Genomic DNA, 17,327 nt, shown 5'->3' on the forward strand with positions numbered 1-17,327 from the left:
GTGACTTTGTTCCATGACCAGTCCCATCATTATCCTACTTGATAAGACCTGGTCTTTTAGCTAGGGGGCAAACCCCCCAGCTACTTAAAATTTTAATCCAGAATTAGGTACCTAGTCAAAGTACTAATCACTTCCCCAGGCATGCCACTCGGCTCCAGAGGAGTCCACTCATAAAGTTGTGCGTAGCCCTGGCTATACAGGGAATAGATGGTATTCATTACTGCCTTACGGGAGCCCCTGAGGGGGTGACATGCAAGCTGAAATCCTTACTGGGTAATACGTTCAGCCGATATGTTACCAAAAGATACATGGTGTTTTGGACTGACCTTGGACTTCGTTATCAGGGTTTGAGCTTGCCATTACATCAAAGTAGGGTCAATTTGTGAGTTTATCTTTGCTAAGATAACTGGCCTCAAAGCCTTATCTAATAGGCTTTTCAGGGCTCATGTCACCCCCTCAGCGGGAGCCCTTTAACCTGTGCTCAACAGGTTCTTTCTTCCCGAAAAAAAAACTGAGCAGTATTCCCCGGAATTAGACACTCTGGATTATTGTCGGGATTCGGAACAAAGTCTGTAAACCTGATTAACAAATTCAATTAGTTTGTATATTATAATCATAATTATTATAGTTTTGGTTTTCAAGAGATTTTATAATTTTTTTTGTAATTTATCAGCTATCAGCTATCATATTTTGAATAAGGAATGTAGCGCGATATTGGGGGTTATATAAAGCTATAAACATTATTTTTAGAGGTAACAAATGTTAAGCTATGCTCTTAAATAGCCGCTAAGGTACGCTTTTTTTATCTTTACTTTACCCTAGAGTAATAATCAATTTGTTTAGTAACTTTTGGGGTGCATCTCACTGTATTTATGCCACCACTCATGGGGATAGTATGACAATTACCCTTAATAAAAATCTCCCCATCTCCCCATCTCCCCATCTCCCTATCTCCCCATCTCCCCATCTCCCCACCCTCCCCTTTTTTTAGAAATATGAGATGCACCCTTCTCAAGCCTAATTGTACTGATTGCGTCCAGCCATCACACCACCATCTACATCCCAGACCGCGCCAGTCACCCAACTAGCTTTCTCAGAAAGTAGATAAACAACAGCTTCAGCAACATCTGTAGGTGTTCCTACTCTGCCAATGGGATGGAAACTATTGAATCCTTGTAGGGCAGAATGGACTTGTTCTTTGGGGATGAAACCTTCGTAAATGGGAGTTTCTACTACCGCAGGAGATACGGCATTAACTCGAATATTATGTTTGGCTAGTTCTATGGCTAAATGTTGGGTTAGGGAGTGTAAACCAGCTTTAGCCATAGAGTAGGCAGAAGACGGAGTAGCTTCTATCGCTTGTTTCGCCCACATCGAGCCAATATTAACTATTGCACCAGCTTTGCCATTATTAATCATATTTTTGACAATTGCCTGAGTGATGAAGAAGGTTCCTTTATTGATATCCAAATAGAGATCATAATCCTTTTCTTCATACTCAATGAAAGGTTTAGGAAGAAACACTCCTGCTGCATTTACTAGTAATGTGGCATCACTATGATTGACATTTAAACGATCAATTAAAGCATTCCTCATCTCTGGATCAGAGATATTAGCTAACTCACCCACTACCGTTCCATATTGACTAAGTTCCGTTACTGCTTCTTCCAGTTTAGGCTGACGTGAGCCAATTAAAACCGCAGCACCACCCTGCTCAAGAATTAATTGAGCAACCGCTTTACCCATACCACTGGTGCCACCAACAACAACGATTTTTTGTCCCGCAAATGCTTGTGTCATGATTATCTCCTTAATTGATTGATAGATTGATTAGACTTTAATTACCTACTAGAAGGTAGATAAAAAACAAAAAAAATTATTCCTTTACTAGCCGTCAGCCATCAGCCGTCAGCTGTCAGCTGTCAGCTTATTTTATTCTCAAGTAGTGTGGAACAGGCTTCTAGCCTGTGACTTTCGCATCAGCACCTCAAGTAGTGTGGAACAGGCTTCTAGCCTGTTAGCTTTAGCCCATTAGCTGATAGCTGACCGCTGATCGCTGATAGCTAATGGCTGATAGCTGATAGCTGATAGCTGATAGCTGATAGCTGATAGCTAATCGCTGACCCCTGATAGCTTCTCTTTCAAACATGCACCAGTAATCTGCTCAAAAGCAGCACTACTATCTTCCGCTACCCGGGCTAATAATTGCGCTCCTTGTAACATGGAAAGTAGCATTTTTGCTTCCACTTCCACCGATTGACTACACTGCCAAGCCTCGGTTTCACAGCCACGGTGCAATAGTCTAGCTAACCAAGATTCAGTGACAGAAAAGAAACTTCTGATCTCTGCTTGGATTTCGGAATTTAAAACACTCAAATCTGCTGTCAACATTCCACACAAACAAATTTTATTGTCTTGCAAACCATCTCGATAGAGATTCACAAACTCTCTCAATTGTGCTTGCGGTGTTGTTTCTTGTTGCTCAATCTCAAGACATTTCCGTGCGAAGTTTTTTTGGTATCGTTTCACTAATTCCTTTACCAAATCATCCTTGGATGGAAAATGGTAATGGATACTAGCCTTACGGATACCTATTTCTTTGGCAATGTCCGCGTAACTAAAGGCACTATAGCCTCGGTTGCGCACCATTGATTGAGCGACGTCTAGGATTTGTTGAGCAGTTTTCTGTTTCATGACTTTATACTACCTACTACTAGGTAGACTTGTCAAGTCTTTTTTGGAAAGGGAGTAGGGAGTAGGGAGTAGGGAGTAGGGAGTAGGGAACAGGGAACAGGGAACAGGGAACAGAGATGTAGGGTGGGCAGTGGATCACACCGATTCAGTTGCTTGCCATCGCCTTACTAGGCACTGCCCACCAACGGAGTACTTAATCTAGGGTGGGCAGTGGATCACACCGATTCAGTTGCTTGCCATCGCCTTACTAGGCACTGCCCACCAACGGAGTACTTAATCTAGGGTGGGCAGTGGATCACACCGATTCATTTGTTTGCCATCGCCTTACTAAGCACTGCCCACCAACGGACTAGTTGATGTCGGTGAGCAGAAACACCTCCAGATGGGATTTCCCACAATGTTAAGAATTAATACAGCAATAGCAACACTTAGTCATAGAAATGGTATAGAAGAAAATTTAGATTTATGCTGTGACTAAACCTCAAATCGCCATTAAAATTCCTCCAACCCTTCTCCCAGAACTCAATAGCTGCTAGGTTGAGCAAACTGGCCGGTCAAAGACTGATGTGATGTTGATGCGATCGCGCTTATACCTGGCTGTGCTGTAGACAATAGAAAAAGAATTTTCAGGTAGTATCTGGAATTCCTTCGCAAACCCTGGTAGTAACACATAGATAACCAATGAACACTACCGATTGCTGATGAAGTATGTTCGACCTCGAAGGGCTTGCGAAATCCTCGGAGTATCAGAGAAAACCCTAAGGAATTGGGAGCAAGCAGGAAAAATTAAAGCCAAATGTATCTGAAAAGATTCCCATCACTCAGATAATGGCTGAATTTGAGAAAAGGTTGGTGCAACGAAAGGCTGAAATTAGAGGTAAATCAGATGTCAAGTAAGCTTATTCTAGAAGAAACTCCTAACACTAACTCTGCTATATCAGAGTTAGAGTCTGCTATTCAACGTTATACTCATGCACTTACTACACTTGAAGATACTAGCTCGCCATCAAAAGAAACAGTTCTAGAAGTTTTGACTGCTCGTGATACAGTTCAAGCAGAATTAACCAATCAATCACAGATTCCTACAGGAAGCTTGATTAAGGTTAACGATCTAGATCACCGATTAAAGCAAGAGACTAATAAGATTACCACAGTAGATCTAACTGAATGGCATGCTATTTTCAACCCTAACGTAGACGCTTGGTGGTGGTTCCTCAAACCTCCAAAGCATCGATGGGATAATCTGGATTGGCTATGGAAAATACTGACAATTGTATTTCTCATATTGTCTTTTAGTTTAACGGTAGATATTTCGGAACACTTTCTGAGTGGTGAAGCACCAGATACCGTAGAGGTTTTTGTTGCTGCTAGTGAGGGCGTCCTAACACTACTGGTTGGTAGAACCGCTTTCACAAAACCTGGACAGGAGTTAATCAAAAATGCTCTTACCCGTTTGAATATTCCTAACTATTTTTGGGAAGAAGTAAGTTGTGGCATTGCCTTCATTCTTTTACTCATTTTTATTACCTTTCGTTTGTTGTTACCTCAGATTGCCGTTTTATACAATCATCTTGGTGATCAACACATTAAACATAATCCTCCGGAATTTGCTGCCGCCATATCAGACTACAAACGAGCAATCGCCCTGAATCATGACTACCCTGAACCTCATTATCACTTAGGAGAAATTAATGAGGAAATACAAGAAAATCAAAAGGCTTTATCTCAATACAAAATTGCTGTAAAAGATAACTATACTCCTGCTTATAATAACTTAGGAAGAAGGTATATTATCGACGAAAAATATGATCAGGCTAGTTTTTGGTTAAAACAAGGTCTAAACCTAATTAATGAGGATCATAAAAATGATAAAGACAATTTCTTTAAAAACCTGTGCCGGGCTCGGCTAGAACAAAAAAATCGCGATGCTGAGGCAAAACAAAAAAATCGCGATGCTGAGGCAAAACCTAATCTTCAGGATTGTATTAATGATGAAAAGCGTGAAGTGGAATACAATTTGCTGACAAACCTGGGGTGGGCTCGGCTAGAACAAAAGTACTATTCTGATGCAGAAGATAAGCTCGATCATGCTAAGAATTTAGATAATAAAAAGGCACCAGCTTACTGTTTGCTAGCCCAGGTACTAGAAAAAAAAGGTGAAAAAAACACGGAAACAATTACGAATAATTGGGAATCTTGCTATAAGTATGCCGACTGTAATAATATAGATGAATACAAATGGTTTGCTCAAGCTAAACAGCACTTAGAAAGTACGAAAAATCAAACAGATTTGGGCGAGTGCATCTCAAAGTTGTAAATCTATGATTTAGATGTAGGGTGGGCAGTGCATCACACCGATTCCTTTGCTTCCCATCGGTTTGGTACACACTGCCCACCTTACGATTAATCTGAGCTGACTTTTTACCAAAAAAATTGGGTTTAAAGCCCCGTCCTTCTAGGACGGCTTTTTTTTTAAACTTTTTATTGACAGTTTGTACTAGGTGTGCTAATATAATTAGATTATAAAAAATAGACTTTTAAACTAGATAGATACTATCTAACCATAAGTAGGCAACGTAAAAAATATGTCTGATATACATATTGCGTAATTTAGTCTAACGACTTAAACGTCTATGAAAAATTTAGATAAAAAAAGTATCTATCTATATAAAAAAAAGATCTAAAAAAAAGGTACGGTGGGGCACACCGGAACGGGGATCATTGATCAATCACGCTCATGGAGAATTGTCCTCTACTCTCCCTGACTCCGGTTTGGGTGAGCAAGACAGCTCGCTGTTCGCGTAGCGTGGCCATAGGCCAAGTGAGAATCCCCGTCCATAAGCGGGCGGGGAGTGTCAACTCAATAGGGAACGCGCACCAAGAGAGCGATCGCATTCAACAGACCTAATAACCTTGGCCTTTTGGCCACGCTACGCGAACAACCTTCTGGTGCGTTACGGGGCGGGCTGTCCCAACACTGGCTACGAGGTTTAATATGATGGCAAGCCCACCCCTAACGCACCCTACGCCTACATTCTCAATTCTTAATTCTTCATTCTTCATTCTTCATTCTTCCTTCAACCATCCAAATCCCCTTCCATCACAGCAGCGATCGCATCTTTAGCATTATCCTGGAATTCCTGAAAATTCACTTTACCCAAGAACCAAATTGCCACTATCATGCCTGCGGATTGGAGAGCAAACACGACACCATAAGCCAAGACTGGGGTAGTGAAAATTGCTCTACCTACATCAAGGATCACACCACCGCTGGCTACTGCTATGCCTCGTGCCATAGCTTGCCCTAATCCCCATGCTCCCACAAAGGTCCCAGCCGCTTCTGCTGCGGTTAGATCTAACATCAAACTGAGAGCCCCTGTGGTGGCGATACCAGCCGATAAACCAAATAAGAGTAAGGTTCCCTGGAATAGCTGAGAATTTTCGGTAAATCCTGACATAATAATCAAGATAAAGCAGATAGATACTGCTAGACAGCCTAATTGAGTCGTTTTGCGCTTACCCAAATTGGGAATTAGGAAAAACCCAGTGGCGCTCAAGCTCATCAACATCCCAATCCCCCAGTAGCTGTTCAGTAGAGAGGTTTGAGGAATTGACATATTAAAGACCTCTCCCCCATAGGGTTCTAGCACCGCTTCCTGGAGAAATAGGCTGATGGTCATGATCACCAAAAAGGTGAAAAACAGTCCAGTTTGGGGACTAGCAGTTAATAGTTTTAGGGCTTGGCCCAAGGTAATCTGGTCTTCGCGATCCGCTAGGATAGAACGGGAAGAATAGCGCGAGTATTTTTTCTCGATCCCAAAGGTGGCTAATACCGCTAGCCCCAAGACGATTAAGGGTACGAACACAAACAGCCCAGTAATCGATGACCGCAATATTTCCAGGGATGCATCAATATTATCTAATCGCTTCAGCAAAATTTTGCTGCTGATGCCCCCAATCGCAATACCCACAGTCATCATTGACCAGATAATACCGATTAATTTGCCACGGTTGTCTTCATCCGATATATCCACTAATAAGGTAAAAAACGTAGTGGAACTCATACTCAGGGCTAGACCGTATAGAGCAAAAACTAGAGCCCCAAGAGCGACCCAACTATAAGCTGGAATTGACCATGTCCAACCTCCAGCCCCTTGGACAACATTGCCCAATTGCCAAGTGATTTGTACCGCTAAGGATAGGATAATCGTAAATAACGTAGTTCCCATCCAGACGTAACCAGTACGGTGATATCCCAAGACCGGTTTAGCATCCGAGAGCTGACCAAACCATACCCTGGCTGGGGCAACAAACAGCGAGATGGCTAGGATGCCCCCAGTAATTGAGGCTGGAATACCTAGCTCGTCGATCATCACTCGGTTGAGCACTCCTAGGGTCAGCACTGCCAAGATCCCTAATCCCATCTGGAATAGACCAAGCCGGAACATGGTAAATAGATTAATCTTGGGAAGTATTTGGTGCTTTGCTGAGGAGGGAAGCTCAGACTTGTCTAAATTACTGGTTTTCATCGGTAGAGTTTTAGTTTAGGGGAGAGAGGGAATCGGGAATCGGGAATCGGGAATAGTAGGAAAGAGATCCGAGGATTGTTTGGTGTTATGACAAATCAGCATTGGGTTTCATGATCAATTTGAATATGTTATAGATAAATGCTATAGCGAAATGGCTTATATCAAATCCCTAAATCGGTTAGGTTGATCGGATAGCTTGATGGGGTTGGCCTTGGCCTTTGGGCCACGCTACGGGAATGGCCACGCTACGCGAACGCGCTCTTTGGTTAGCTTCATCCGCTCAATTGCCTCACAACGAACATGGGCAGCATGAGTGTCAGATGAATTGCGGACAGGGTTTATCTCGTTTATACTAGATATAGTAGGGAAGACAAATTAAGAGCTAACCGCCACCTACTAATCAAAAATACAACTTATTGTATTGTTCCGGCGCGGAGGGGCATCCCGTGTCGTTAATAAAGCTTACCGAGTATCCTAAGCGATGGCTGGAGTTGGTAAGAAGCCCACACTGTAATGTTTGATTCAGTGTGGGAGTATGTCACCTTAATAGAATAGGGATAGCAATTGATGTAATTGTGTTTACCAACTCAAGGCACCAATAATTGCTCAAACCTTTACCTGAAAAGCTTTTTACTTCCCTGATCCAGGGAATTTTTATATTCCCTGTGCCTAGCGTTATAGCGCTACGCGCAAGTCAGAAGTCAGAAGTCAGAAGTCAGAAGTAAGCTATGACTAAGTTTCGGAGTTTAGGAGCGATGCAGCGCGGTCTTGGGGAGGCAGCGCGGTCTTGGGGAGGCAGCGCGGTCTTGGGGGTTTCCCCCATGAGCGACTGCCGTGGTCTCCCCCATGAGCGACTGCCGTGGTTTCCCCCATGAGCGACTGCATCAAGACAATGTTAAACATCTGAATGGGTAGTGCTATATCAATGCGATCGCGCTTTTGGGATGCGCGATAAATGCGATTGGCCTTGGCCTTTGGGCCACGCTACGGGAATGGCCATGCTACGCGAACGCGCTTATCAGATTTACAGAAATGCGTCCGTTCTAGACCCCCGATTCCCGATTCCCGATTCCCGATTCCCGAAGCAGATGTAAAAAACCTACCCCTGTGAGCTGCGTGGAATGGGCATCTTGCCCGTTTGCTCTTGATTGTGGAATGGGCATCTTGCCCGTTTGCTCTTGATTGTGGAATGGGCATCTTGCCCGTTTGCTCTTGATTGTGGAATGGGCATCTTGCCCGTTTGCTCCTGATTGTGGAATGGGCATCTTGCCCGTTCCCTCCTTGTTTTCGCGCGGGCAGGATGCCCACTCTACTGCTAACCCTCTCAACATCTCAAGGCATCCATTCCAACCCAATCCCCACCCGACTATCCTTATTTTCGATAGAATTCTGTTTCTCAATATCCGTAGCAAGCCGCAAATTGGGAGTAATGGCATAACCAAAGGAAAGCTTGCTTATCCCGACCTCATCACTACTGCCAATAGACACAAAACTCTGAGTGAAGGAAATATCAGCGGCACCAGTGCGAGACAAAACCAATAGCAACCGCGCTCCCACATTTACCCCATCGGTAGAGTAACCATCAGTCTCCAAATTGCGATAACCCACCATCGGGGCAACATTAAAATAACTCCCTAAGGGCCGCACATAATACCGCAAATCTACCCCAAAGGTTTCTCGCTCACCATTAAAGGAAGCCTGATAATCCCCACTCACCGTCAAGCCAGAATTACCAATAAACACATCTTCTACTCCCACATTCACCCCTGCTGCTTGTCCATTAGAGGGAAACTGGGAGTAACCGAACCGCAACCGAGTGCGAAAACTGGGTTGATTGCGAATATCCTGCCAAACATCCGGCACCTTTTCTAGCCAACGCTGTAGCACCGGACTGCCTTCGATTACCTCTGGACTTAAATCCAACTCCTGGGCTGCTGAGCCACCAGGAGGATCAGACTGGGGGGACTCTGGTAATTGATCTGGAGTAGGCTGAGGCGGATTCCCCTGGGTTTCCTCTGGGTTGCCTGTAGTCGAGTCCGGTACTGGCACAGTTTGACTCCCAGCTCGGTAAGCAACTGTGAAGGTAAAGGTTAGTCCCAGTAATCCCGTTTTTAGATACTTAAGTCCCAAATTTTTTAACACTCAACAATAAAAAATACACTAACAGAACTGACGCACCTATACGGATAAAACTTCTGTCATTCTTGTATCATTTCCGGATCTAAGGGAGTAGGGAGTAGGGAGTAGGGAGTAGGGAATAGGGAACAGGGAACAGGGAGTAGGGAGCAGGGAGCAGGGAGCAGGGAGTAGAGGGAGAGGGTTTTACGGTTTGTTTTCTAACGGAATAAAATTCAATTTAAATGCACAACAGGTTAAGTATTAGAAACGTTATAATTACCCTTACTAAAAATCTCCCCCATCTCCCCATCTCCCTATCTCCCTATCTCCCCATCTCCCTATCTCCCCAAACTCCCCAAACTTAAAGCACTTACCACCCGACTCCCGATTCCCGATTCCCGATTCCCGATTCCCGATTCCCGACTCCCAGCGTAAATCAAAAAAAAGTGATCCTACCTAATGTAGAATCACCACAAAAACGAAGCTAACAGTTAGCGGAGCAAACTTTAGATCATAGCACCCTGTTTAGCCGTCATATCAATCGGCTTGATCAGGTACAATTTTATGAGCTGCCAGGCATTAGACATGTAGAGGGGCAACTTCTGGAATATTTGCAAGAACTTAGGCGTATTTGAGTTAGCGATCGCTCTCAGCTTATCATTATTCCGGACACAAATCTCTAGACGCTCATAAAATTCCGGATGCTCTACATCCAGAACAACTGGGAAGACCCGTCCTGAAGTGTCATTAGTCTTCTCAATCACATACTTATCATAGTCACGAGCATCTAAACCAATGGAGGCATAGAATCCAGACCGCTGAACATCATTCAGATACATAGTGGCAAACACCGACAGCAAGAAGAATCGGGACCAAAGCTTAGCCTGCCAATCATTCAGCGTATCCGGCTTAGCTCTCATGATCGCATCAAAGAAATCCCCGTGACGGTTTTCATCCTGACACCAGTTTTCAAAGAACCGGAAAATTGGATAGACCCGGTCTTCAGGATGAGCTTCTAAATGGCGATAGATAGTAATATACCGCCAATAGCCAATCTTCTCAGACAGATAAGTAGCGTAGAAAATAAACTTGGGCTGAAAGAAGGTGTACTTCTTGCTCTTAGTCAGGAATCCCAAATCCAGCTGTAGATTGAAATCTGACATAGCCTTGTTCAGGAATCCCGAATGACGTGCCTCATCACGAGACATCAGGGTAAAGCACTCTGCCAGCACAGGATTTTTATTCTTTAAGCGCCGTCCCAATTCCTTATACAGCAAGAAACCAGAGAATTCCGCTGTACAGGAACGTTCCAGAAATTCAACAAATAACCGGCGTTTTTCCCCATCAATGTGATCCCAGGATTGGTTAAACTCCTCATCCCGGACAAAATGGTGACGATTGTAGTCAGCTCTAAACTCTTCCAGGATGGCTTCGAGTTCATCCTGATTAGGCGAGATATCCATCTTCGCCATTGCTTCAAAGTCAGTAGTGTAGAACCGGGGAGTTAGGATCGTGTCCTTCGCCGGAACTTTTATACCGGGTCGGATTTCTTCAAAATCAGGTTTTTTAAGGGAATCTACCATCTTAAGCTCTTGCTTGCTTGTTATAGTTGCTTACCATTCTCGGTGGCCTGGTGTGGACAGATCCGGGTCACTCAACCCAGCCCAAACCAATGACAATGACCTAGCAATCGGGATCAGCTCGTGAAACCAGAAAGATTCCCCACACAGGGAACACAAGGAAACACCTTGCCCCAGGGTCAGTTTCACCAATCAATTACGATTGCTATATATTGCTATATATTGCTTTATGAGTTTACCAGGGTATTGGTGATCTCAAGCGCTTTTTTTTGTTAAGAGTTGCAACGTAATTTGAAGTTTTATCACATTTTGCCCCTGCCGTAGCTTAAACCTGAATCCTTAAGCAAACCTGAAAGCTTAACCAAACCTGAACGGTGAAAGCTGTTACATAACTTAACTAAAGGAATTATTTAATAAAGTTTTTCAATCAAGTTATTCCCTTTTTCGTTATCATCTTTATAGTTTTGACATAAAAATGGGGATTGTCAAGGGGGAACTGTTACGATTCCCCCTTTTTTTTAGGTAAACATTTAGCTATTGGCTGATAGCTTAATGTTTACTTTTAAACAACATTTAAACAACAGAAGAACTGTTAAGAAGAACTGTTGTTCATTTCTGCAAGAACTTGGAGTACCACTTTGTCTAACTCCGCAATAATAGTGTCGAGGAACCAACTACCATCTAAGTTCTCAGCAATCCATGGATCCATGACCACTGATCGCATCACGGTGATTTCCTTATCTTCTTCAGAATTTACAGGAGCTGGAAGTTGTAACAACCGTTGTTTGTAATTATTGAAAAACTCTTCTCCGTAATAATCTTTCTGAAAGTCTGTGGTGCTAACTAGCACATTATATTGGGCATTAACATTTTCGTCTTCTTCTTCTGGAAGCACTAGCTTCAAACTGATCCGATCATAGATCTTGCGATTGAAGTCATTCGCTGCTTCTAAGTCTTGGTTCCAATTTCCCTCACTGTCCTTGAAATTAAAGGCATAAGTCAGAATATTCAGGTCTGCTCCTGTCTCCTTCAGCATTTCTAGCGCTTCGGTATGCTCACCATTCAAGATCTCCTTAGGACGCTTTCCAGCTAATAGGCTGCGTAGCTTGTCTCTGAATTCTTTTTTACTGGCATAATTGCTAATTGGTCCTTCTGGGTCTTCTATTGGTACTGGAAAGACGCCATAGCCTTGGGCTGACTCATTCAGCTCCTCCAGCTTCCAGTGGAACATTTTGCAGTTGTATAAGGTTCGACCAAGGATTTTGCCGTATCCTGAGGGTTCTGGTGGGATAACCTTATGGCTTAGGTATACTCCTGCTGCTGCGGCACCGGGTTTCGACCCTTCAATGCCGTAAGTTCCTAAAAGATATTCATCTTGTTCTTCAGAGTCACCAGTATTAGTGTAGGGAGCCTCGAAGGCAATTAGACTCCGCATCAACATGTTCCGATAGCACAGTGCCCCGGCTGGATAAGGCATGTAACCAGTCTTATGAGGGTCTACTGTAACTGTATCTGTTCGGTAAAGGTTATCGTATTGTGCATACACATAATCGCTCATGGGCAGAACAGGCACTGGTTCACCAACCTCTGTGCTGGTGGGTACAGTCGGCGATTCCAGCATCGCCGCAAAATAGCCGCCCCATGCCGCATCAGCATGTACAGCGAATTCAATGTTTTGGAGGTGATAATCATCCCGTAGATCCAAAACTCCCTCGAGTGGATCGACGTTTCCTTCTTCCGTGGTACCAAGTACTGCTACCACCGCTATCACTGGCCGCTTTTCGTTTACACACTGATCAATCTGTTCTTTCAAAATACCAGAGTTCATCCGTCCATGGATATCAAGGGGAATGCTCCGCATTTGGTTTGCTCCTACACCAAGGATGGCTGCTCCCTTGGGCAAGGAGTAATGCTTGGAACCGGGTACAAAGATCACCGGGGTCTGGATATCAGTATTTTCAAAAAATATCTTGGTAAAGTCTACAAAACCCAGGTTTTGGAGAGTGTAGGGAGAAGTGGCTTCTGTGACTGTGTCTGGTTGAATGTCGTATTCATTTACCAACCTGTCTGAGAGACCCAGAATCTCATCTATCCCCAAATTCAAAGTTGACCAAGGATCTAAGGTAGCCAGTTGAGCGTCATCTCCTGATGGCAGTTTTACCATCATGTTGTTAGCTACATAAAGAGGCGAATTTGAATCATTGAGAGGCTTTTGCAAGGAAAGGGGATAATACTTTAAGTTACGTGCAGCCCAAAGCGCCTCAATGTTAGCAGTTGAACCACCGCAGGTCAGGTGTCCCCAGGGCTCTGGGATGCCTTCGGTATCGTATTGATAGCCAACCATCTCGCAGATGTCTTTAGCCGCCTCAACTTCTAAGACGGTGGTGAAGGGAGCCGCTTCAATAGCAGTATTGTTCTGGTTATAGAGCATCCCAGCAAAGTAGCCAGCCATTCCTGCTAGAGTCTGGTCCCAGAGCATGTGTCCCTGATAGCGCATGCTGAAAAACGGACCTGAATTCCGCAGCTCCGTCAGAAGCTCGTTCAATTCTGTGCGCAGTAATGTTACTGCTTGCTGGAAACCCTCATCGTTTTTAACTTCCTCTGGAATTGGGGAAGGATCTTCAGGATGGAAATTGTTGCGCCAATCAATGTGATCGGAAAGTGCTTGGGTAATTAGCTCTTGGAAAAGAGCTGCATTCTCACCCTTTGGCCCTAAAAACCAAGATTCTACATTGCGCTCAGTTTCACCCTCACCACCGAGCATTTCTTCTATGGGCTTACCCTTTGGCTTTCCCTGTCCCTTACCCTTAGGGGTTTTACGAGTAGCAGCTAACTTACCAACCGCTTTCCGTAATTTCTTCAATCCGCTCCCTTTATAGTTTTCCATTGAGTTAATCAGCCTTTTTTGATAAATGCCATGTAAATATTACATTTACATGAATAACTCAATAGTCTTTAGTCATAAAAATTTATATAGCAGTTAATTTGAGGTACTTTTGTACTAGGTTTTAGGGAACAGGGAACAGGGAACAGGGAATAGGGAATAGGGAATAGGGAATAGGGAATAGGGAATAGGGAATAGGGAATAGGGAATAGGGAAAAAAATATGTTTACCTCATAAGTATGAAAAAACCTCTAAATACACAGATTTTATTAATCTTTGGGTTTTAGATGATGAATTATGAAAAAATGTCTATGTTACAAGCTCCGTTCCCTGTTCCCTAAAACCTTAGGTGTGCTAATGCACGTCAACTTTTGCCTCTTGCCTCTTGCCTCTTGCCTTTTGCATTGCGCGTAACGCTATACATTGAGTTGACAAATTGCAGTAAAGTTGGTTCAATCAAACTGAATATGCTCAAAACCAATAAAAAAAAGGAATAAAATATGACCAGTGGAAAAAGTATCCACCTGAGCAAATATGCTGAGCGTAAATATGGCGTTTCCTCTCAAGCTTCAGTTGATTTGGAGGTGGGGGTAAATTGCGGCTGCGCCTTATTGGCGATCGCTGGTGCAGATGGAGAACTCGCAGAAGAAGAATTACAGTGGTATATTGATGAACAAAAAATGATGGCGGAAGACTCTGAAGCCGTTCAAGAATACATTGAAACCCTCCGCAAATTCGATTGGAAAAATGCTAACATTGAAGAGCTATTGAGTGGAATCAAGTATGATTTTCCAGTGAATTTTCGCCGCTCCATGTTGTACCAAGCGATCAAGATGAGTCGAGCTGATGGGAACTACCATGAAAAAGAAAAAGCAGCGGTGGCTAAAGCGGCGGAAATTTTAGGAGTTGAACCCAGTGTGGTTGTTAGCCTAGAGTCCGTGGCGGAAATGGAAGAGACAACCGATCGACTGCGGATTGCTTTATTTGAAACAGATGGTTAATTCTGGTTGACAGCTTTTTAAAGAGGATTTCGATATACTTGCCTGATCAGTAAATTAAAATCCTCATCAACCACCAGTAGTTATACTGGTTTTTTTATTCTGTTATTCTGTTGGTAATAGTCATATGATCTCCGGATAATTACCCTGTCTTGATGCAGTCGCTCATGGGGGAAACCACGGCAGTCGCTGGGGGAACGGCAGTCGCTCATGGGGGAGACCACGGCAGTCGCTCATGGGGGAAACCACGGCAGTTGCTCATGGGGGGAACCCCCAAGACCGCACTGCCTCCCCAAGACCGCGCTGCCTCCCCAAGACCGCGCTGCCTCCCCAAGACCGCGCTGCCTCCCCAAGACCGCGCTGCATCGCTTTATAAAAATCTCCCCCATCTCCCCATCTCCCCATCCCTCCACCCTTCCCACCCTCCCCACACTTTTATGATGGGTATTCGACTTGATATCAGTAGGGGTTTGGTAACGAGATACTTTGCAACACATAGCCATCACAATGTAAGTCTGCTGCCTGAAACCCCAACTGTTCTAAACTTTGATAATTCTGAGTAGGATTTTGAAGAACAAGAGGAAGAGTTGTTGTTGGCAATTCCAGAAATGGAAGATAGCGAAACAGATAATGATTAATGGTGGTTGGGTTTTATTCGTCAACCCAACTACAGCAATCCGTGTAGGAATTGAGAGAATGTTTGTTCCCTGTTCCCTGTTCCCTGCTCCCTGCTCCCTGTTCCCTGTTCCCAGATCCGCTGTTCCCTTTGCTATACAACGAGCAACTGGTAGCATATCAATATAGCGGATAAAAGGACAATCATGACAAAAATTACCAAGGAACAAGTAGAGGCAGGACAGGCTATTTACACTAAGCTGATTTTAGCTATGTACGACCTAACTGTGCTAGGAATCTCTAATCAGTTTATATGGAAATGTCCATCATCCCACCTACTAGACCTTTACAATCAGCATATTTCAGGTAATCACCTTGACATAGGTGTTGGGAATGGATATTTTCTAGACCGTTGCACTTTTCCTACAAATACCCCTCGACTGGCATTAATGGATTTAAACACCAACTGTTTAGACGTAACATCTCGTCGGGTTGCACGTTATCATCCTGTTGCTTACAGAAGGAATATCTTGGAGTCAATTCAGTTTGACGCTCAAGGGTTTGATTCAGTGGGATTTAATTATGTAATTCACTGTTTACCGGGAACTATGCTAACGAAAGCTGTTGTTTTTGAGAATATTTTGCCTTTACTTAATCCTGGTGGGGTTATTTTTGGTTCAACTATTCTAACGGTGGGAGTTGAACGGAATTTTATGGCCAGGCGTTTAATGGATTTTTATAACAAAAAGTACATTTTTAATAATCAAAATGATAGTTTAGAAGACTTAAAGAAAATTATGGAAGATAATTTTTCAGAGAGTTCAGTCAAGACAATTGGATGCGTGGCTCTATTTTGGGGACGATTAGGAACCTAGTAGAGCATCTAGGCTAAAATTGTGGGTTCATTACTATTCCAAACGCTATCTACTCTAGAGGAAATGGTTGGGGTTATTGAGTATTTGTGAGCGAACGCGCCCCGCGTGGCCTACGGCCAATCGCATTTAAGGATTCAGCCGTTGGCCTTGGCCTTTGGGCCACGCTACGCGAATGGCTGATTGCACCTCAAGTAGCACCTCAAGTAGCGCATATCCTGACATTGAGTTGACAAATTAAACTAAAGTTGATTCAATCAAACTGAATATGCTCAAAACTAATAAAAAAAGGAATAAAATATGACCAGTGGAAAAAGTATCCACCTGAGCAAATATGCTGAGCGTAAATATGGCGTTTCCTCTCAAGCTTCAGTTGATTTGGAGGTGGGGGTAAATTGCGGCTGCGCCTTATTGGCGATCGCTGGTGCAGATGGAGAACTCGCAGAAGAAGAATTACAGTGGTATATTGATGAACAAAAAATGATGGCGGAAGACTCTGAAGCCGTTCAAGAATACATTGAAACCCTCCGCAAATTCGATTGGAAAAATGCTAACATTGAAGAGCTATTGAGTGGAATCAAGTATGATTTTCCAGTGAATTTTCGCCGCTCCATGTTGTACCAAGCGATCAAGATGAGTCGAGCTGATGGGAACTACCATGAAAAAGAAAAAGCAGCGGTGGCTAAAGCGGCGGAAATTTTAGGAGTTGAACCCAGCGTGGTTGTTAGCCTAGAGTCCGTGGCGGAAATGGAAGAGACAACCGATCGACTGCGAATTGCTTTATTTGAAACAGATGGTTAATTCTGGTTGACAGCTTTTTAGAGAGGATTTCGATCTACTTGTCTTATCAGTAAATTAAAATCCTCATCAACCAGCAGTGGTTATATAGCAAAGGGAACAGCGGATCTGGGAACAGGGAACAGGGAGTAGGGAGTAGGGAACAGGGAGTGGGGAGTAGGGAGTAGGGAGTAGGGAACAGGGAACAAAAATTCTCACAATTCCTACACGGATTGCTATACTGGTTTTTTCAAATATTG

General features: G+C 43.6%; 19 protein-coding genes. 8 read left to right on the plus strand and 11 right to left on the minus strand.

The genetic code is table 11. From position 1 onward, the window contains the following. Positions 1-808: 808 nt before the first annotated feature. The 3 genes from F6J90_RS09080 to F6J90_RS09090 all read right to left on the minus strand — a co-directional run bounded on the left by F6J90_RS09080 (position 809) and on the right by F6J90_RS09090 (position 2,694). Positions 809-967 carry a hypothetical protein gene (locus F6J90_RS09080; protein WP_293092270.1) on the minus strand — a complete coding sequence of 53 codons (159 nt, stop codon included), beginning with the start codon at positions 965-967 and terminating at the stop codon, positions 809-811. A 50-nt stretch (positions 968-1,017) separates the two neighbouring features. Continuing rightward, complete coding sequence (locus F6J90_RS09085; protein ID WP_293092272.1) at positions 1,018-1,800, minus strand: SDR family oxidoreductase; 783 nt, start codon at positions 1,798-1,800, stop codon at positions 1,018-1,020. 312 nt (positions 1,801-2,112) lie between these two features. Beyond that, a complete protein-coding gene (locus F6J90_RS09090; protein WP_293092274.1) occupies positions 2,113-2,694 on the minus strand; it encodes a TetR/AcrR family transcriptional regulator in 582 nt (193 codons plus the stop codon). 701 nt (positions 2,695-3,395) lie between these two features. Between F6J90_RS09090 and F6J90_RS43505 the strand changes: the two genes are divergently transcribed. Both F6J90_RS43505 and F6J90_RS09095 read left to right on the plus strand, forming a co-directional pair. Continuing rightward, positions 3,396-3,500: a MerR family DNA-binding transcriptional regulator gene (locus F6J90_RS43505; protein WP_366513732.1), complete on the plus strand. Its 105-nt coding sequence runs from the start codon at positions 3,396-3,398 to the stop codon at positions 3,498-3,500. Positions 3,501-3,580: 80 nt separating this feature from the next. Then, positions 3,581-5,011 carry a tetratricopeptide repeat protein gene (locus tag F6J90_RS09095; protein WP_293092276.1) on the plus strand — a complete coding sequence of 477 codons (1,431 nt, stop codon included), beginning with the start codon at positions 3,581-3,583 and terminating at the stop codon, positions 5,009-5,011. A 401-nt stretch (positions 5,012-5,412) separates the two neighbouring features. Here F6J90_RS09095 and F6J90_RS09100 read toward each other — a convergent pair whose 3' ends face one another. The 3 genes from F6J90_RS09100 to F6J90_RS09110 form a co-directional block, all read right to left on the minus strand. After that, positions 5,413-5,589 (minus strand): hypothetical protein, encoded by a 177-nt coding sequence (locus F6J90_RS09100; RefSeq protein WP_293092278.1) that lies wholly within the window; start codon positions 5,587-5,589, stop codon positions 5,413-5,415. Between the two features lie 182 nt (positions 5,590-5,771). After that, positions 5,772-7,223, minus strand: coding sequence for a BCD family MFS transporter (locus F6J90_RS09105; protein WP_293092280.1), 1,452 nt, complete (start codon positions 7,221-7,223; stop codon positions 5,772-5,774). Positions 7,224-7,955: 732 nt separating this feature from the next. After that, entirely contained in the window at positions 7,956-8,096 is a 141-nt protein-coding gene (locus F6J90_RS09110) for a hypothetical protein (RefSeq protein WP_293092282.1), read from the minus strand. Positions 8,097-8,178: 82 nt separating this feature from the next. Between F6J90_RS09110 and F6J90_RS09115 the strand changes: the two genes are divergently transcribed. Further along, positions 8,179-8,334, plus strand: coding sequence for a hypothetical protein (locus F6J90_RS09115; RefSeq protein ID WP_293092284.1), 156 nt, complete (start codon positions 8,179-8,181; stop codon positions 8,332-8,334). Positions 8,335-8,555: 221 nt separating this feature from the next. Here F6J90_RS09115 and F6J90_RS09120 read toward each other — a convergent pair whose 3' ends face one another. From F6J90_RS09120 to F6J90_RS09135, 4 genes are all read right to left on the minus strand, one after another. Beyond that, positions 8,556-9,365, minus strand: coding sequence for a hypothetical protein (locus F6J90_RS09120; protein WP_293092286.1), 810 nt, complete (start codon positions 9,363-9,365; stop codon positions 8,556-8,558). 482 nt (positions 9,366-9,847) lie between these two features. Continuing rightward, entirely contained in the window at positions 9,848-10,924 is a 1,077-nt protein-coding gene (gene acsF, locus F6J90_RS09125; RefSeq protein WP_293092288.1) for a magnesium-protoporphyrin IX monomethyl ester (oxidative) cyclase, read from the minus strand. 30 nt (positions 10,925-10,954) lie between these two features. Next, the gene (locus tag F6J90_RS09130; protein WP_293081161.1) at positions 10,955-11,110 is read right to left on the minus strand and encodes a hypothetical protein; all 156 of its coding nucleotides are present in this window, start codon (positions 11,108-11,110) and stop codon (positions 10,955-10,957) included. Between the two features lie 403 nt (positions 11,111-11,513). After that, positions 11,514-13,808 carry a pyridoxal-dependent decarboxylase gene (locus F6J90_RS09135; RefSeq protein WP_293092290.1) on the minus strand — a complete coding sequence of 765 codons (2,295 nt, stop codon included), beginning with the start codon at positions 13,806-13,808 and terminating at the stop codon, positions 11,514-11,516. 497 nt (positions 13,809-14,305) lie between these two features. Between F6J90_RS09135 and F6J90_RS09140 the strand changes: the two genes are divergently transcribed. The 5 genes from F6J90_RS09140 (at position 14,306) to F6J90_RS09160 (ending at position 17,091) form a co-directional block, all read left to right on the plus strand. Continuing rightward, entirely contained in the window at positions 14,306-14,806 is a 501-nt protein-coding gene (locus tag F6J90_RS09140; RefSeq protein WP_293092292.1) for a TerB family tellurite resistance protein, read from the plus strand. A 164-nt stretch (positions 14,807-14,970) separates the two neighbouring features. Further along, a complete protein-coding gene (locus tag F6J90_RS09145; protein WP_293092294.1) occupies positions 14,971-15,366 on the plus strand; it encodes a hypothetical protein in 396 nt (131 codons plus the stop codon). A gap of 67 nt (positions 15,367-15,433) precedes the next feature. Then, the gene (locus F6J90_RS09150; protein ID WP_293092296.1) at positions 15,434-15,607 is read left to right on the plus strand and encodes a hypothetical protein; all 174 of its coding nucleotides are present in this window, start codon (positions 15,434-15,436) and stop codon (positions 15,605-15,607) included. 17 nt (positions 15,608-15,624) lie between these two features. Then, the gene (locus tag F6J90_RS09155; protein ID WP_293092298.1) at positions 15,625-16,293 is read left to right on the plus strand and encodes a class I SAM-dependent methyltransferase; all 669 of its coding nucleotides are present in this window, start codon (positions 15,625-15,627) and stop codon (positions 16,291-16,293) included. 297 nt (positions 16,294-16,590) lie between these two features. Further along, positions 16,591-17,091 carry a TerB family tellurite resistance protein gene (locus F6J90_RS09160; RefSeq protein ID WP_293092292.1) on the plus strand — a complete coding sequence of 167 codons (501 nt, stop codon included), beginning with the start codon at positions 16,591-16,593 and terminating at the stop codon, positions 17,089-17,091. Positions 17,092-17,157: 66 nt separating this feature from the next. Here the strand turns inward: F6J90_RS09160 and F6J90_RS09165 are convergent, their stop codons facing one another. Beyond that, positions 17,158-17,286, minus strand: a complete 129-nt coding sequence (locus F6J90_RS09165; RefSeq protein WP_293092300.1) for a hypothetical protein — start codon at positions 17,284-17,286, stop codon at positions 17,158-17,160. Between the last annotated feature and the right edge of the window lie 41 nt (positions 17,287-17,327).

This window comes from Moorena sp. SIOASIH, from assembly GCF_010671925.1.
GTDB lineage: Bacteria > Cyanobacteriota > Cyanobacteriia > Cyanobacteriales > Coleofasciculaceae > Moorena.